This window comes from Arthrobacter sp. LT660 (assembly GCF_056172845.1).
Genome location: NZ_CM149651.1, coordinates 2,650,827 through 2,665,900 on the forward strand (window position 1 = coordinate 2,650,827; position 15,074 = coordinate 2,665,900).

Annotated in this window: 15 protein-coding genes and 1 riboswitch; of the genes, 7 read left to right on the forward strand and 8 right to left on the reverse strand. The window is 71.4% G+C overall.

From position 1 onward, the window contains the following. Window positions 1–38: 38 nt before the first annotated feature. The 3 genes from AC0QSG_RS12350 to thiM all read right to left on the reverse strand — a co-directional run bounded on the left by AC0QSG_RS12350 (window position 39) and on the right by thiM (window position 3,168). Complete coding sequence (locus AC0QSG_RS12350) at window positions 39–1,661, reverse strand: bifunctional hydroxymethylpyrimidine kinase/phosphomethylpyrimidine kinase (protein WP_475375599.1); 1,623 nt, start codon at window positions 1,659–1,661, stop codon at window positions 39–41. Then, on the reverse strand, window positions 1,658–2,341 hold the full coding sequence (gene thiE, locus AC0QSG_RS12355) for a thiamine phosphate synthase (RefSeq protein ID WP_475375600.1): 684 nt from the start codon (window positions 2,339–2,341) through the stop codon (window positions 1,658–1,660). The genes AC0QSG_RS12350 and thiE overlap by 4 nt, the downstream gene beginning before the upstream one ends. Continuing rightward, window positions 2,338–3,168, reverse strand: a complete 831-nt coding sequence (thiM, locus tag AC0QSG_RS12360) for a hydroxyethylthiazole kinase (RefSeq protein WP_475375601.1) — start codon at window positions 3,166–3,168, stop codon at window positions 2,338–2,340. Before thiM ends, thiE begins: the two co-directional genes overlap by 4 nt. Then, window positions 3,160–3,253, reverse strand: a riboswitch (TPP riboswitch). Its footprint overlaps the gene before it by 9 nt. Before the next feature lie 73 nt (window positions 3,254–3,326). Between thiM and AC0QSG_RS12365 the strand changes: the two genes are divergently transcribed. Beyond that, complete coding sequence (locus AC0QSG_RS12365; protein WP_475375602.1) at window positions 3,327–4,799, forward strand: aldehyde dehydrogenase family protein; 1,473 nt, start codon at window positions 3,327–3,329, stop codon at window positions 4,797–4,799. A gap of 124 nt (window positions 4,800–4,923) precedes the next feature. Beyond that, window positions 4,924–5,478 carry an NAD(P)H-dependent oxidoreductase gene (locus AC0QSG_RS12370; protein ID WP_475375603.1) on the forward strand — a complete coding sequence of 185 codons (555 nt, stop codon included), beginning with the start codon at window positions 4,924–4,926 and terminating at the stop codon, window positions 5,476–5,478. A gap of 99 nt (window positions 5,479–5,577) precedes the next feature. Here AC0QSG_RS12370 and pgm read toward each other — a convergent pair whose 3' ends face one another. Beyond that, window positions 5,578–7,224, reverse strand: coding sequence for a phosphoglucomutase (alpha-D-glucose-1,6-bisphosphate-dependent) (gene pgm / locus AC0QSG_RS12375; protein WP_475375604.1), 1,647 nt, complete (start codon window positions 7,222–7,224; stop codon window positions 5,578–5,580). Window positions 7,225–7,331: 107 nt separating this feature from the next. Here pgm and AC0QSG_RS12380 point away from each other — a divergent pair, with 107 nt between their 5' ends. Then, entirely contained in the window at window positions 7,332–7,739 is a 408-nt protein-coding gene (locus AC0QSG_RS12380) for a DUF4190 domain-containing protein (RefSeq protein WP_435728855.1), read from the forward strand. Here the strand turns inward: AC0QSG_RS12380 and AC0QSG_RS12385 are convergent. Continuing rightward, window positions 7,732–9,132 carry an amidase gene (locus AC0QSG_RS12385; protein WP_475375605.1) on the reverse strand — a complete coding sequence of 467 codons (1,401 nt, stop codon included), beginning with the start codon at window positions 9,130–9,132 and terminating at the stop codon, window positions 7,732–7,734. The two genes, AC0QSG_RS12380 and AC0QSG_RS12385, sit on opposite strands and share 8 nt — an antisense overlap. 112 nt (window positions 9,133–9,244) lie before the next feature. On the opposite strand from AC0QSG_RS12385, the gene AC0QSG_RS12390 reads away from it, so the two are divergent. Beyond that, on the forward strand, window positions 9,245–9,571 hold the full coding sequence (locus tag AC0QSG_RS12390) for a rhodanese-like domain-containing protein (protein ID WP_435728852.1): 327 nt from the start codon (window positions 9,245–9,247) through the stop codon (window positions 9,569–9,571). Further along, window positions 9,568–10,509: a prephenate dehydratase gene (gene pheA, locus AC0QSG_RS12395; protein ID WP_475375606.1), complete on the forward strand. Its 942-nt coding sequence runs from the start codon at window positions 9,568–9,570 to the stop codon at window positions 10,507–10,509. The genes AC0QSG_RS12390 and pheA overlap by 4 nt, the downstream gene beginning before the upstream one ends. Window positions 10,510–10,533: 24 nt before the next feature. Here the strand turns inward: pheA and AC0QSG_RS12400 are convergent, their stop codons facing one another. Next, complete coding sequence (locus tag AC0QSG_RS12400; RefSeq protein WP_475375607.1) at window positions 10,534–11,589, reverse strand: diacylglycerol/lipid kinase family protein; 1,056 nt, start codon at window positions 11,587–11,589, stop codon at window positions 10,534–10,536. Between the two features lie 38 nt (window positions 11,590–11,627). Here AC0QSG_RS12400 and serS point away from each other — a divergent pair, with 38 nt between their 5' ends. Both serS and AC0QSG_RS12410 read left to right on the forward strand, forming a co-directional pair. Further along, a complete protein-coding gene (gene serS / locus AC0QSG_RS12405) occupies window positions 11,628–12,914 on the forward strand; it encodes a serine--tRNA ligase (RefSeq protein ID WP_475375608.1) in 1,287 nt (428 codons plus the stop codon). Between the two features lie 129 nt (window positions 12,915–13,043). After that, complete coding sequence (locus AC0QSG_RS12410; RefSeq protein ID WP_475375609.1) at window positions 13,044–13,880, forward strand: HAD family hydrolase; 837 nt, start codon at window positions 13,044–13,046, stop codon at window positions 13,878–13,880. A 21-nt stretch (window positions 13,881–13,901) separates the two neighbouring features. Here the strand turns inward: AC0QSG_RS12410 and AC0QSG_RS12415 are convergent, their stop codons facing one another. Together AC0QSG_RS12415 and AC0QSG_RS12420 are read right to left on the reverse strand one after the other, a co-directional pair. Next, window positions 13,902–14,270 (reverse strand): DUF1761 domain-containing protein, encoded by a 369-nt coding sequence (locus tag AC0QSG_RS12415; RefSeq protein ID WP_475377312.1) that lies wholly within the window; start codon window positions 14,268–14,270, stop codon window positions 13,902–13,904. A 108-nt stretch (window positions 14,271–14,378) separates the two neighbouring features. Beyond that, entirely contained in the window at window positions 14,379–14,990 is a 612-nt protein-coding gene (locus AC0QSG_RS12420; protein ID WP_435728843.1) for a hypothetical protein, read from the reverse strand. Between the last annotated feature and the right edge of the window lie 84 nt (window positions 14,991–15,074).

Here is a 15,074-nt window from a genome sequence, read left to right on the forward strand (position 1 = left end):
TCCGCAGAGGGTGCTGGGTGGGGGATCCCCCCGGAATCCTACTCCGCGCGCGCCCCGGCCGGCACGACGGTGCCGCACCCTGGGGCCGGCACGGTCTCGGCGAGCTCGGGCCCGGAGCCCCCGGGATCGCCGTCGGCCGCTGTCTGCGCGAAGAACAGCAACTCGTGCCGGGACGACTCGTGGAAGGCGCGGCGCATGGCCGCCAACTCGTCGGCGCCGGAGCGCAGCGCGACCTTCTGGACCAGGTCGATGGAGTCGCGGGTCGCGGCGTCGAACTCGGGTGAGGAATAGGCGGCCAGCCAGTCGGCGTAGGGGTGCCCGTCCCGGGCCGCCGCGGCCAGCCGGGTTCCGGCGTCCTGGTAGAGCCAGAAACACGGCAGGATCGCGGCGACCAGGACGGGGTACGTCCGGCCGGACGCAGTGAGGTGGTTCAGGTAGCCCGCGGTGGTCGCGGTGGGGTCCGGCGGGGCGGCGGACCCGAGATGGGCGCGGTGCAGTTCGAGTTCCTCCTCGAGGCAGCCCGTGGCGCAGGCGGCCCAGAAGCGCTGTTCCTCGGCGTTCGGCGCCAGCTCCGACGCCCGTGACAGCACCTGGGCGTACGTGCGCAGGTAGAGCGCGTCCTGCCCGAGGTAGTGCTCGAAGTCCTCCTGTCCCAGCGTCCCGTCCTTGAGTCCGCGGATGAACGCGAGGTCGTCGATGCCCGCCCGGATCCCGGCGATGTCCTCCCACCAGGAACCGAGCAGGGCGTCCGGGGTCGGCGGAACGCCGCCCTGCCAGAGCCCGGCGAAGTGGTTGACGGGGCCGTGTCCCTCGCCGGATCCGACGTCGAGGGCGTCAGCGGCCGCGAGCGCCTGACCGAGCCAGGCCTTGGCCAGGCGCAGTGCGTCCGGCCAGTTGCCCGTCCGCGGGTACAGCGTGGCGAGCGCCGAGGACAGCGAACAGCCCGTTCCGTGGGTGTTGCGTGTCGGCGCCCGTTCCCCGAGGACCTCCAGTACGACGCCGTCCGCGTCCACGAGCGCGTCGGGGCAGCCGCCGGGGTGGCCGGCCAGGTGGCCGCCCTTGGCGAGAACCAGGATCCCGAACTCGGCCGCGACGGAGCGGGCCTGTTCGAGTGCCCGTCCCCAGCTGGTGGCCAGGGGCGCGCCGGACAGCTCGGCGAGCTCGGCGAGGTTGGGCGTGGCGAGGTCCGCGAGGGGAAGCAGCGCGCGCAGCGCGGCCCCGGCGTCGTCGTCCAAGAGCCGGTCCCCGCTGGTGGCGACCATGACGGGATCCAACACCACCACCGGCCGCCCCTCCCCCAACCCCCGGAAGTGGACATCACCACCCTTAACTAACCCCCGGTAATGTCCACTTCGCGTGGTGGGGGGGAGGGATTGGAGCCAGGTGGACACCGTCCGGATGGTTTCCGCGTTGCCGAGCATGCCGATCTTGACGGCGTCGATCCGGATGTCCTCCGCGACCGCCGCCAGCTGGGCGGCCAGGAAATCCACCGGGGGGATGTGGACGCCGCTGACGCCGCGGGTGTTTTGCGCCGTCAGCGCCGTGATGGCGGTCATTCCGTAGCCTCCGCACGCGGCGATCGACTTCAGGTCCGCCTGGATTCCGGCGCCGCCCGAGGGATCGGACCCGGCGATGGACAGGATGTTGGGCACGGCGCTCATGCGCGCTCCCCCGATCGGCGCGCGGCGCGGGCCGCCTCCCATTCTGAACGCAGCGATCGCGCGGCGGCGGCCGGGTCCTCCGCCGCGCAGACCGCACGGACCACCGCCATGCCGGACGCCCCCGCGGAGGCGACCGCGCCCGCGTCGCCGTGGCCCAGCCCGCCGATGGCCACGCAGGGCAGCGGCGCGGCGGCGACGAACTCCGCCAGCCCGCCGAAGCCGATCGGATCCGGGTGGTCCTTCTTCGTCGGCGTCGGCCGAACCGCACCTGTCCCCAGGTAGGAGACCGTGCCGGCGGGCATGGTCGCGAGGGCTTCCAGCTGGGGCAGCTTCCCCGAGCTGAGACCGAGAATCGCGTCCGGGCCGATCAAACGGCGCACCAGCGGCGCCGGCAGGTCCGACTGCCCGATGTGCACGCCGTCGACGCGGGCGCCGGCCTCACGGGCGGCCAGGTACACGTCCACGCGGTCGTTGACGACGAGCGCCGCGCGGCCCGCGGTGAGCTCGGAGCAGGCCACGACGTCGTCGAGGAAGGCGCGGGCCGGGACGTCCTTGCACCGGAGCTGGACGATCGTCGCCCCTCCGTCGACCGCCGCGGCGACGATCTCCGCCAGCGGGCGCCCGTTGGTGCTCCCCGCGTTGGCCACCAGGTAGAGCGAGAGGTCGAACGCGGCGCTCATCGCAGCACCGCCCGTTCCGCGAGCTGCTCCGGCGTCGTGGAGGACAGTGCGTCCAGAAATGCGACGGCGAAGCTCCCCGGACCCGTCGCCGAGGCGGCCGCGGCCTCCGCGGCCACCGAAAAGAACGCATGCGCGGCGACGCTGCCGGCGAATGGATCGTCCGCGGCCGCGGCGAACGCGGCGACCAGGGCGCCCAGCGCGCAGCCTCCGCCCGTGACGCGCGTGAGCAGCGGGCTGCCGCCGTGCACGCGCACCGTGCGCTCGCCGTCCGTGATCAGGTCGACCGCGCCGGAGACTGCCACCACGCCGCCGGTCCGGCGGGCCAGCGCGGCAGCCGCGCCGGGCGCCGCGTCGACGTCGTCCGTCGCGTCCACGCCGCGTCCCCCCGCGCCGACGCCGGCGAGGGCCATGATCTCCGAGGCATTGCCGCGCACGACGTCGGGGCGCAGCTCAACGAGCATGCCCGCGAACCCGGTGCGCAGGGCCAGCGCGCCCACGGCCACGGGATCCAGCACCCAGGGCGTGCCGGATTCGTGCGCGGCGCGGGCGGCCTCGAGCATGGCCTCGCGCTGCTCGCGGTGCGGGGTCCCGAGGTTGACCAGGACTCCGGAGGCGAGGCGGGCGAACTCGGCGGCCTCGCCGGGAACGTCCACCATGGCCGGGGCGGCGCCGGCGGCGAGGAGGACGTTGGCCGTGAAGTTCGCGACGACCGTGTTGGTCAGGCACTGGACCAGCGGCGCCGTGGCGCGCAGCCGCCCCAGGTGGTTCGCGGCCGATTCGGGCGAGACGACGGGTGGAACAAGGTGTGAAGGCGCAATGGAATCCATGGGCGACATCCCTCCGCTAGTACGAACTAGATCAGGTGTGTACGGGTGTGATCTCAGTCCCTGGCGGACACCCCGTGTCACTGCAGGCGAGCTTACCGTGTTCCGCCCGTGAACTCCCTCGTGCTCGGGCGGATGCCGAAACGGCTAGGTTGATGACCATGGGTCTTTTTACACGCACCAAGCCGCGTCCGCCGCGCGCGGACACCGTCGCGGACGTTTCGTCGGCGGACCCGGACGCCCCGGTCGTCCCCACCGTCGCGGAGACCGTCACCCGGCTCCGCGACTCGGCGTCCACGCAGCTGGCCCACCCGCGGAGGTTCCGTGCGGGGCAGCTGCGCGCACTGGAGCGCATGCTCGACGCCCACGAGGGCGAGTTCCTCGAGGCGTTGGCCGCGGACCTCGGCAAATCGGCCGTCGAGGCGCACCTGACCGAATTGGATCTGGTGCGCGGGGAGATCGACCATGCGCAGCTCCACCTCACCGAGTGGATGGAGGCCAAGGGCGTCCGCGTTCCGCTGGCGTTCCAGCCGGCGTCCGCCAAGGTCGAGCCGCAGCCGTTGGGCCTGGTGCTGGTCATCGGTCCGTGGAACTACCCGGTCAACCTGGTGTTCGCGCCGCTGGTGGGCGCGCTGGCCGCCGGGAACTGCGTGGTCCTCAAGCCCTCGGAGCTCGCGCCGGCGACGTCGGAGCTGATCGCGCGACTGGTTCCCCGGTACCTCGACCCCCGCGCCGTCGCCGTCGTGGAAGGCGGCGTCGAGACCAGCCAGGCGCTGCTGGCCCAGCGGTGGGACCATATCTTCTTCACGGGAGGCGAGCGGGTGGGCCGCATCGTGGCCGAGGCGGCCGCCCGCCACCTGACGCCGACCACGCTTGAGCTGGGAGGCAAGAGCCCCGCCGTCGTCGTGGACGGCAACCCCGCGGCGATCGCGCGCCGCATCGCCTTCGGCAAGTTCCCGAACGCGGGCCAGACGTGCGTGGCCCCGGACTACGTCCTGGCCGTGGGGACGTCCGCGGACGGGCTGGAGAAGCACCTCCCCAAGGCGATCGCTTCCTTCTACGGTCGCAACCCCGCGAAAAGCCGGGACTACGGACGGATCGTGAACCGCCCCGCGTTCGACCGGCTCGCGGGGTTCATCGAGGCGGCCGCGGGCGGCGCGGGCCGCATCGTGAGCGGCGGCGCTTCGGACGCCGAGTCGCTGTTCATCGAGCCGACCCTTCTGGCCGACGTCGACCCGGCGTCCCCGGTCATGACCGAGGAGATCTTCGGGCCGGTCCTGCCGATCGTGCGTGTGGCCTCGTTCGACGACGCGGTGCGGTTCATCAACTCCCGTCCCTCCCCGCTGGCGGCGTACCTGTTCAGCGAGAAGCCCCGGCTGCAGTCCGCCTTCGAGGACCGCGTGCGTGCCGGGGCGATCGGGCACAACGTCTGCAACGCGCACCTGGCCATCCCCGCGCTCCCGTTCGGCGGCGTCGGCGCGTCCGGGCACGGGAGCTACCACGGGCGGGCGGGGTTCGAGACGTTCAGCCAGTTCCGGTCCGTTCTGTCGAAGACGGCCGTGGTCGATACGCTCCGGGCCGTGTACCCGCCGTACGGGCGGCTGAAGGCGGGGCTGCTGCGCCGGATCCTCTAGCGCGGCCGCGAGGGTGTCGAGCGTCACGACGGAGACGGGAACAGGCCGGTATTGCATGCGGTTGCATATTGTGGAAGATCGATCGGCCCCCGCGCCGGTTCCCCAAACCAATAGGAGCATCCCCATGGCAACCACCGTCCTGACCCTCGTCGGCTCGCTGCGCAACGGATCCACCAACCGTCAGCTGGCCGAGGCCACCGCCGCCAACGCGCCCGAGGGCGTGGAGGTCAACGTGTTCGAGGGCCTCGAGAACCTGCCGTTCTACAACGAGGACGTCGACATCGAGGGCCAGGTTCCGGCCGCCGCGGCCGAGCTGCGCGCCGCCGCCGGTGCCGCGGACGCCATGCTGCTGGTTTCCCCGGAATACAACGGCACCATGCCGGCCGTCCTGAAGAACGCCATCGACTGGCTGTCCCGCCCGTACGGCGCCGGCGCCATGACCGGCAAGCCGGCCGCCGTCATCGGCACCGCGTTCGGCCAGTTCGGCGGCGTGTGGGCGCAGGACGAGGCCCGCAAGGCCGTCGGCATCGCCGGCGCGACCGTCCTCGAGGACGTCAAGCTGTCCATCCCGGGTTCCCTGGTCCGCTTCGCCAAGACCCACCCGAAGGACGACGCCGAGGTCGCCGGCCAGGTCGCCGCGGTGCTCGAGGGCATCCGCGCCGCCGCCGAAAAGAACTAGCGCGACCGAAAAGAACCAGCAAGACGCCGGCGCCCGCCGGCGCGGAAAAGGCCGGTCCCCACGGGGCCGGCCTTTTCGTTGTGCCCGGTTCCCGGGCGACTAGGCGATCACGCCGTCGACCAGCTTCTTCGCCTCGGCCTGGACCTGCGCGAGGTGCTCGTCGCCCCGGAAGGACTCCGCGTAGATCTTGTAGACGTCCTCGGTCCCGGAGGGGCGGGCGGCGAACCAGGCGTTTTCGGTGGTCACCTTCAGCCCGCCGATGGCCGCACCGTTGCCGGGTGCCTCGGTCAGCTTGGCGGTGATCTCCTCCCCCGCGAGCGTCGTCGCGGTGACGTCCGAGGCCGACAGCTTGCCCAGCGCGGCCTTCTGCTCGCGGGTCGCCGCGGCGTCGATCCGGGCGTACGACGGCGCGCCGAACTCCGCGGTCAGTTCGCCGTACCGCTGGCTGGGGGACTTGCCGGTGACGGCCTGGATCTCGGACGCGAGCAGGGCCAGCAGGATGCCGTCCTTGTCCGTGGTCCAGGGGGTGCCGTCGAAGCGCACGAAGCTGGCCCCGGCCGACTCCTCGCCGCCGAACACGCCGGTTCCGTCCAGCAGGCCCGGCACGAACCACTTGAAGCCGACGGGCACCTCCACCAGCTCGCGTCCGAGCGATGCGGCGACCCGGTCGATCATCGACGAGCTCACCAGCGTCTTGCCGACGCCGGCGCCGGAGGGCCACTGCGGCCGGTTGCGGTAGAGGTAGTCGATGGCCACGGCGAGGTAGTGGTTGGGGTTCATCAGGCCGGCGTCCGGGGTGACGATGCCGTGGCGGTCCGCATCGGCGTCGTTGCCGGTCGCGATGTCGTACAGGTCCCCGCCGTCGCGCACCTTGCCGATCAGCGAGGCCATGGCCGAGGGCGAGGAGCAGTCCATGCGGATCTTCCCGTCCCAGTCCAAGGTCATGAACGCAAAGCGGGGATCCACCTCGGGGTTGACCACGGTCAGGTCCAGGCGGTGGCGCTCGGCGATGGCGGCCCAGTAGTCCACGGAGGCGCCGCCCATCGGGTCCGCGCCGATGCGCACGCCGGCGTTGCGGATGGCGTCGATGTCCAGCACCGAGGGCAGGTCGTCGACGTAGCCGGCGAGGAAATCGAAGGTCCCGACCGATTCGACGGCCTTGGCCCGCGCCAGCGGGATGCGCTTGACGCCCTTGAGGCCGCCCTCCAGCAGTTCGTTGGCGCGGCCCGCGATCCAGCCCGTGGCGTCGGAGTCGGCGGGTCCTCCGTGCGGCGGGTTGTACTTGAAGCCGCCGTCGCTGGGCGGGTTGTGGGAGGGGGTGATGACGATGCCGTCGGCCCGCGCGGCGCCGCCGTCGCGGTTGTGGGCCAGGATCGCGTGGCTCAGCGCCGGCGTCGGGGTCCAGGCGTCGCGCGCGTCCAGGAGGACCCGGACGCCGTTGGCCGCCAACACCTCCAGGGCGGTGTCCTGCGCCGGGTCCGAGAGCGCGTGGGTGTCCTTGCCGACGAAGATCGGACCGGTGATGCCCTGGCCGGTCCGGTATTCCACGATCGCCTGGGTGATGGCCGCGATGTGGTTCTCGTTGAACGAGCCGTTCAGGGATTTTCCGCGGTGTCCCGACGTGCCGAAAGCGACGCGCTGCACGGGATCGGACGGATCCGGAATGATGTCGAAGTACGCGCCGCGCACCGCGTCGACGTCGATCAGGTCCTGGGGGAGGGCTACTGTGCCCGCTCGGTTCGCCATGGGTACAGCTTTACAGATCCGCCGCCAAAGTCGGATGTGTGCGGGAACATTTCGCCATCCTAGAATGGGTGCGTACAGCGGGGACGAACAGCGAGGACGCGGGGACCATGGGCAACGAGCAACAACGGCCGTTCAACGATCCGAGCCACCCCTCCTGGTACTCGGAACCGGGAGGTCCCGCGCCGCAGAATCCGTACGCCGCCCAGGCGCCGCAGCAGCAGGCCCATCCCGGCGTCTACCCCGGCGCGTATCCGGCCGCGGAACCGAAGACGCTGAGCATCGTCGCGCTGGTGTTGGGCATCGTTGGGCTCGTAACCGGCGGGTTCCTCCTCCTTCCGCAGATAGGCGCGATCGTCGTCGGGCACATCGCCCTGCGCCGGGAGCCGGAGGGCCGCGGCATGGCGATCGCCGGGCTTGTCCTCGGCTACCTCGTCGTGGTTCTGGGGCTCGTGCTCCTGCTGCTGCTCGTGCTCTTCCTGCCGGTCATGTCCGCCATGTCCGGGGACTTCACCTAGCCGCTTCGAGCTGCGCCGCCAGTCCCAGCAGCCCGGCCTCGGCGCCGGCGCGGCCGATCAGCTGCACCCCCATCGACAGTCCCGCCCCGGTGGACAGCGTGGGCAGGACGATGGCCGGCACGCCGGCCACATTCACGATCGACGTGAACGGCGTGTACTGGCACTGCAGGCGGTAGTCGTCGTCCGGGGGATGCGAGTTGTAGTGGCCGATCGGGCGGGGCGTCTGCGCCAGGGCCGGCGTCAGCACGGCGTCGTACCGTCCCCATTGCGCGCGCGAGTCCTCGGCGATGCGGCGCAGGATGCGCGCGGCGGACGCCTTCTGAGCGTCGGGGCGCGCGATCGCCCGATCGCGGAAGGAGCGCGTAAACCGCGTCAGGTGCGGCTCGCCGGCCCGCGGGATCCGCGCCTCGGCCAGCCCCGCGGTCCAGATGGCCTGGAACGCCGGCGCATAGCGGTTGTCGTAGCGGATCTCCGCCTCCTCCACGTGGTGGCCGGCCCGTTCCAACAGCACGACGCCGGCATCCAGCGCCGCCGCGGCCGCCGGGGAGAGCGCGATCTCGTAGTGCGACGCGAAGGGCGAGTGCGTGGAGACTCCGATGCGCAGCGCACGCCCGCCGCCCGGATCGGCCGCGAGCGCCGCGGCCAGGAACGCGCCGCCCGTGCCCCCGACCATGGAGTCCAGGAGCAGGCCCGCGTCCGCGGCGTTGCGCGCGATCGGCCCCGAGGCGACGAACCGCGGCGCGCCCCAGGCGTCGACGGAGCCGTTGGCCAGGTCCGCCGGAACCGTGCCCAGGCCCGGTTTCAGGCCCACCAGGCCACACGCGGCGGCCGGGATGCGGACCGAACCGCCGCCGTCGTTCCCGGGGGCGAAGGGCAACATTCCGGCGGCGACGGCGGCCGCGCTCCCGCCGGAGGAACCGCCCGGCGACAGGCGCGGATCCAGCGGATTGCGCGCCGGAGGGGCGATGCGGTTTTCCGAGTAGCAGTTGAGCCCGAACTCCGGAATCTGCGTTTTTCCCAGGCTCAGGGCGCCGTCGGCGTGCACCCGGGACACCAGCGGATGGTCGGTCTCCGCGGGGACGTGGGGGAGTGCGGCGGTCCCGTAGGTGGTGGGGACCCCGGCGACCTCCCAGAGGTCCTTCCAGGCGAGCGGCATGCCGAGCAGCGGCGGCGTTTCGGCCCCGTCGCGCCGGGCGGCAGCGAGGGCGGCGTCGGCCCGGTCCGCGTCCCGGAGCGCGCGCTCGCCGGTGACGGTCGTGAAGCTGCCGAGGCGGGGGTTGAGCTCGGCGATCCGCGCGAGGTAGTGCTCGGCGGCCTCGCGGGCGGACAGGGCGCCGGAGGCGAGCAGGCCGCGCAACTCGAGCGCGGTGTGGGGGTGTGAGTATGGATCCATGGTCTACCGGTGCCCGCCGCGTGGGCTGATCGGACCCCTTCATGTTGAGTTCCGGCCGTTTCCCCCACTATAGGCTGGGGTGGTTGGGGAGGATCCCACCGAAAGGATGAAAATGAGCGAGTTCGAGACCGTCGAGGTCAACCAGATTCCCGAGGGCGCCGCCGTGTTGGACGTGCGCGAGGACTACGAGTGGGTCGAGGGCCACGCCAAGGGCGCGCTCCACATTCCGATGGCGGAGATCCCCACGCGGCTCGACGAGTTGGATCCCGACGAGGACACCTACGTGATCTGCCGCACCGGCGGCCGTTCGGCGCAGGTCGCGGCGTTCCTCGTGGGTCAGGGGTACACCGCCTTCAACATCGCCGGCGGCTCCGGGGCGTGGCTGGAGGCCGGACTTCCGATGGAGAGCGACAACGGGCAGGAGCCCAACGTCCGATGATCTACACGTACCTGGGGCCGTCCGGAACCTTCACGGAGTCAGCGCTCCTGCAGGTCCCCGGCGCCGACGACGCCGAGCGCGTGCCTGCGTCGAGCGTGAACGCCGCGCTGGAGAACGTGCGCTCCGGGGCCGCCGACGCAGCCATGGTGCCGATCGAGAACTCGGTGGAGGGCGGGGTGTCCGCCACGCTGGACGCCATCGCGACCGGCGTCGCGCTGCAGATCGTCGGCGAGGTCCTGGTGCCGATCACGTTCGACCTCGTGGTGCGCGAAGGCATCGACTCGCTCGAGGAGATCCGCACGGTCGCGACCCACGGGCACGCCTGGGCCCAGTGCCGCAACTGGGCGGGCGCGAACATGCCCAAGGCGGAGTTCGTCCCGGCGTCGTCGACGGCGGCCGGCGCCCTGGCGCTGCTGGAACCGGGCCACGGGTACGACGCCGCGATCTGCTCGCCGCTGGTCGCCCGCCAGAATCCGCTGAAGGTCCTGCGGTCGGGCGTCGAGGACAACCGGGACGCGGTCACGCGCTTCGTGCTGGTCCGCCGGCCGGGCGCGTTGCCGGCGCCCACGGGATCGGACAAGACCACGGTGGTGATCCCGCTGCCGGAGGACCACCCGGGTGCGCTGATGGGCATCCTCGAGCAGTTCGCGGCGCGCGGCGTGAACCTCAGCCGGATCGAGTCCCGCCCCACCGGCGCGGGGCTGGGGTCCTACTTCTTCTCCGTGGACGCGGACGGGCACATCGACGAGGCCCGGATGTCCGACGCCCTCGCGGGACTGCACCGCATCAGTCCGGCGATCCGCTACCTCGGGTCCTATCCGAGTGCCCAGCCGGAGGCCGCCGTCTCGCGCCCCTCGGTGGCGCGGCACAACACGGACGGGGCGTTCGCGCAGGCGCGCGACTGGGTCGAGGCGCTGCGGTCGCGGCTGCCCGAATAGCTCCGGACCCGGCCGCCGATGCCGCTAGGGCACCCGGATGCTCAGGGCCTTCGGAAGCACCTCGACGGTCAGCGCGGTGACGTCTCCGGTGGTGTCGCCGTCGAGCTGTGAACTGATGGGGTCCGCGGCCGAGATGCGGACCTTGCGGGCCTGGTAGTAGTCGATCACCGGGATCCCGCGGCGGTGCCGGAGCGCGGTTTTCGCGGCGATCCACACCCATCCGACGACGGAGCGCGGGCTCATCACCACGAGGTCCAGTTTCCCGTCGTCGACCACGGCGTCGGGAACCAGGTCCAGGCCGCCCTGCAGCTTGCCGCAGTTCGCGACGATGACCGAGCGGATCTTGCGCGTCTGCTCCGGGCCGTCGTCGATGGAAATGGTGACGTTGCGGCGCCGGCCGGGCAGGTGCCGCATGCCCGCCTCGGCGTAGGCCAGGGGGCCGACCTTGGCCTTGAGGTCGTCGTTCGTGTCGCTCATCATGTCGGCGTCGAATCCGATCCCCGCCATCACCAGGAAGACGTTCTCACCGGTGCTTCCGTCCGTGCGCTCCAGCACGATCCGCACGGCGTCGATCGAACGGGACCGCCCGTGCAGGGCGACGCGCAGGGCGTTGTCCATGTCCTCGACGTTGAAGTCCAGGTTCCGGGCCAGTAGGTTCCCCGTGCCCAGGGGCAGGAGCGCCATCGTGGCCCCGGTGCCGGCGAGGACCTCGGCGACCTCGCGGACCGTTCCGTCGCCGCCCGCGGCGATCACCAGCGTGCAGCCCTTCTCCAGCGCCTCGACGGTCATCGCGTGGCCCGGGTCCTCCACGGTGGTCTCCAGAATGAGCGGTTCGGAGAACCCGACGCCGGCGCAGGCGGCCTTGACGGCCAGGATCGCGTCGCTGGCCCCCAACTTGGACGGATTGACGACCATCGCGACCTTCTGCAGCGGCACCGAGTAGCCGATCGATCCGGCGACGGCGGGGGCGTCCTCGATCTCGCTGATCCGGCCCTTGAGCCGGCGCACGGAGTAGAGGCTGGTCCCCGCGATCACGAGCGTCGCGGCAACGAGGAGGAGGACGAGGATCTCTAGGGTCATAGTGCTCCCACATTAGCCGCCTTCTGTACCCTGTACTGGTGATCGACGTTAAAGAACTCGCAGAGAATCCCGACAAGTTCCGCGCCTCCCAGCGCTTCCGCGGCGCCGACGAATCGGTGGTCGACGCCATCGTGTCAGCGGACGCCGCGCGCCGTGAATCGATCACCTCCTACGAGAACCTCCGGGCCGAGCAGAACGCCTTCGGGAAGCGCGTGGCCCAGGCCAAGGGCGACGAGAAGCAGGCGCTGCTGGCCGAGGTGCGCGGGCTTTCGGCCCGCGTCAAGTCGGCCCAGGCCGCGTCGGACGCCGCCCAGGAGGAACTCACGTCCCTGCAGCGCTCGGTCCCGAACCTCATCCAGGACGGCGCCCCCGCCGGTGGCGAGGACGACTTCACCGTGGTGAAGACGGTCGGGACTCCGCGCGACTTCGCCGCCGAGGGCTTTGAGCCGCGCGACCACCTGGAGCTGGGGGAGCTGCTGGGCGCCATCGACATGGAGCGCGGCGCGAAGGTCTCCGGGTCCCGCTTCTACTTCCTGCGCGGCGTCGGCGCCCGCCTGGAGATCGCGCTGATGAACATGGCGCTGGACCAGGCCGTCTCCAACGGCTTCATCCCGATGATCACGCCCACCCTGGTGCGTCCGGAGACCATGCAGGGCACGGGCTTCGACGTGGCGCACGACGACGAGATCTACCGTCTCGAGCGGGACAACCTGTATCTCACGGGCACCTCGGAGGTGGCCCTCGCCGGGTACCATGCCGACGAGATCATCGACCTGGCCGCCGGGCCCACGCGCTATGCCGGCTGGAGCTCCTGCTACCGCCGCGAGGCCGGCTCCGCGGGCAAGGACACCCGCGGCATCATCCGCGTGCACCAGTTCAACAAGCTGGAGATGTTCGTCTACTGCTCCCAGGAGGACGCGGCGGCCGAGCACGGGCGGCTGCTGGCCTGGGAAGAGGAGATGCTGGCCAAGGTCGAGCTCCCGTACCGGGTCATCGACACGGCCGCTGGCGACCTGGGCATGAGCGCCGCGCGGAAGTTCGACTGCGAGGCGTGGGTCCCCACGCAGGACGCCTACCGCGAGCTGACGTCGACGTCGAACTGCACCACGTTCCAGGCGCGCCGCCTCAACATCCGCGAGCGCGAGTTCGACGCCGAGGGCAAGCCGGGGCGCACGCGCCCGGTCGCGACGCTGAACGGGACGCTCGCCACCACCCGGTGGATCGTGGCGATCCTCGAGCACCACCAGAACGCGGACGGGACCGTCAACGTGCCCGCCGCGCTCCGCCCCTACCTGGGCGGCATGGAGGTCCTGCCGCTCGTTTGACCCGTCGGGCGGGGCCGCGACGCCGCGGATACCCACATTGTGGGTTTCCTGTGGATATTCACGGGCAGTTCACCTCCCGCGTGATGCGCGTTATGTCGCTTTGACGGGGTGGAGTGGTTGACTGGGTTAATGACACTCGCGATGAACACCGGCACCGAAGACCGGTTCGAAACCCAAAACAAGAAGATGGTCTGCCTCGACGTCGACGGCACCCTCGTGAACCACGAGGGGCACATGTCCCAGGCGGTGCGGACCGCGGCGCGCGCCGTCGTCGATGCCGGCCACGAGGTGGTCGTCTCCACCGGACGCTCCCTGGGGGCCACGCTGCCGATCCTCGAGCTGCTCGACATCCACACGGGGTACGCCGTGTGCTGCAACGGAGGCGTCACCGTGCGCCTGGACCCCACGCTCGAGGACCGCTTCGAGGTGATCGACCGCAAGACCTTCGACCCGGCTCCGGCTTTGATGGCCCTGCGCGAGGCCCTTCCGGCGGCCAAGTACGCGCTGGAGGACAACGCGGGGAATTTCCTGTCCACGGAGCGTTTCCAGGACGCGAGCTTCGGGGTGGTGGCGACGGGCGTGCCCTTCGAGGACCTGCTGGCAGCGACGGCCGTCCGGCTCGTGGTGTTCTCCACGGACTCGACCGCGGAGGATTTCGGCGAGGCGGTCGAAGCCATCGGGCTGCACGGCGTGACCTACTCGGTCGGCTGGACGGCGTGGCTGGACATCGCGGCGGACGGGGTCAACAAGGCCAGCGGCATCGAGGTGCTGCGCGAGAGCCTGGGCATCGCCCCCGAAGACACCGTGGCCGTCGGCGACGGGCGGAACGACATCGAAATGCTCGCGTGGGCGGGCCGCGGCGTCGCGATGGGCCAGGCCCCCGACGAGGTCAAGGCGGCGGCCGACGAAATCGCCGCGGGCGTGGACGACGACGGCCTGGAGGCCGTCCTGCGGAGCCTGCTCTAATCCGCGTCCGGGCCGCTGGCCCTAGGCTCCGAACAGGCCGATCACGAGGCACATCGCCAGGACCGTCACGAGTTCGTGGGCGCAGTTGAGCACCGTCAATCCCGCCGGGCGACCCTCGAAGGCGTCGTGCGTGGTGAAGCGGGCGGCCGTGAAGCCGGCCCACAGGATGATGCCGGTCACGAAGGTGTTGCCCAGGAAGCTGCCGCCGTAGAACTCGTGGGCGATCGAGGCCGACCCCGCGAGCACCCAGGCGGTGATCGCGCTGACCACGAGGGTGACGAGGATCGGCCGGATCGCGTCCCTGGAATTCCCGCTCGGCGTGACCTCGGCGGTCTTCATCCAGTAGTTCCCGAACACCTTGGGCGTGTACCAGACGGAGCCGATGACCATCGTGGACAGTGTGGCGACGACGACCGCCAAGACGTTGATTTCGGGGACCGTGACCTGCTCCTCGTTTGCTTCGGCCCGGTGTGCGGGGCGCCGATAATCCGGTGCTGACTAGAGTGTAAGGACAGCGGGGCCGGCGACCAGGCCGAGGAGCCGGGCGGCGGCGGGACGGCATGCCCATTCCTCGTTCCAGTGGGACCGGACCACCGCCTTGGAGACCGCCTGGGTGGTGACGCCCAGTTCGTCGGCGATGGCGCGCTGTTGCCCCCTGACGCCGGGAACCATGAAGTCCAGGACGGCCCACTCGGCGTCGGTCCGCGTGGACACGATTTGCCCGATCAGCCGCAGCACGGCCTGCGCCTCCGCGGCGACCTCCGTGTCAGGCCCGGCGACCGCCAGCGGAACCCGCTCGCCCGTCTTCCGGGCGCGGTCCACCGCCCGGCGCGCGTAGACGAGTCCGAACCCCTCGGCATGTGCGATCTCCTCGGGGAGCGGGACGTGGAGGGAGCCGACGCCGATGCCCACGTGCCAGCGACGCGTGCGGAGCGCGATCATGGCGGCTTCAACGGCGGTCCCCGGCTCGGCCACCACCCCGATGGCCTCGTCGCCCACGGAGCGTTGGAAGGGGATGGCCGCGGGCAGGTGGCCGAGGCCGGCGACGAGTTCGTCGACCCGGTCCCCGACCTCGCGCGAGTCGCGCTGGTTGATGGTCAGGACGTACATGCCACCAGTATGCCGCTCAGCAACCCTATTCGGTTGATTTCCCCAGACCCTTACCCCACGTCATCCCCGCCCCCCCACCACGCG

Bases quoted from the DNA above. Each gene is read 5' to 3' on its own strand.
- AC0QSG_RS12350 (WP_475375599.1), bottom strand. From the start codon at position 1,661: ATGAGCGCCGTGCCCAACATCCTGTCCATCGCCGGGTCCGATCCCTCG.
- thiE (WP_475375600.1), bottom strand. From the start codon at position 2,341: ATGAGCGCCGCGTTCGACCTCTCGCTCTACCTGGTGGCCAACGCGGGG.
- thiM (WP_475375601.1), bottom strand. From the start codon at position 3,168: ATGGATTCCATTGCGCCTTCACACCTTGTTCCACCCGTCGTCTCGCCC.
- AC0QSG_RS12365 (WP_475375602.1), top strand. From the start codon at position 3,327: ATGGGTCTTTTTACACGCACCAAGCCGCGTCCGCCGCGCGCGGACACC.
- AC0QSG_RS12370 (WP_475375603.1), top strand. From the start codon at position 4,924: ATGGCAACCACCGTCCTGACCCTCGTCGGCTCGCTGCGCAACGGATCC.
- pgm (WP_475375604.1), bottom strand. From the start codon at position 7,224: ATGGCGAACCGAGCGGGCACAGTAGCCCTCCCCCAGGACCTGATCGAC.
- AC0QSG_RS12380 (WP_435728855.1), top strand. From the start codon at position 7,332: ATGGGCAACGAGCAACAACGGCCGTTCAACGATCCGAGCCACCCCTCC.
- AC0QSG_RS12385 (WP_475375605.1), bottom strand. From the start codon at position 9,132: ATGGATCCATACTCACACCCCCACACCGCGCTCGAGTTGCGCGGCCTG.
- AC0QSG_RS12390 (WP_435728852.1), top strand. From the start codon at position 9,245: ATGAGCGAGTTCGAGACCGTCGAGGTCAACCAGATTCCCGAGGGCGCC.
- pheA (WP_475375606.1), top strand. From the start codon at position 9,568: ATGATCTACACGTACCTGGGGCCGTCCGGAACCTTCACGGAGTCAGCG.
- AC0QSG_RS12400 (WP_475375607.1), bottom strand. From the start codon at position 11,589: ATGACCCTAGAGATCCTCGTCCTCCTCCTCGTTGCCGCGACGCTCGTG.
- AC0QSG_RS12410 (WP_475375609.1), top strand. From the start codon at position 13,044: ATGACACTCGCGATGAACACCGGCACCGAAGACCGGTTCGAAACCCAA.
- AC0QSG_RS12415 (WP_475377312.1), bottom strand. From the start codon at position 14,270: ATGGTCATCGGCTCCGTCTGGTACACGCCCAAGGTGTTCGGGAACTAC.
- AC0QSG_RS12420 (WP_435728843.1), bottom strand. From the start codon at position 14,990: ATGTACGTCCTGACCATCAACCAGCGCGACTCGCGCGAGGTCGGGGAC.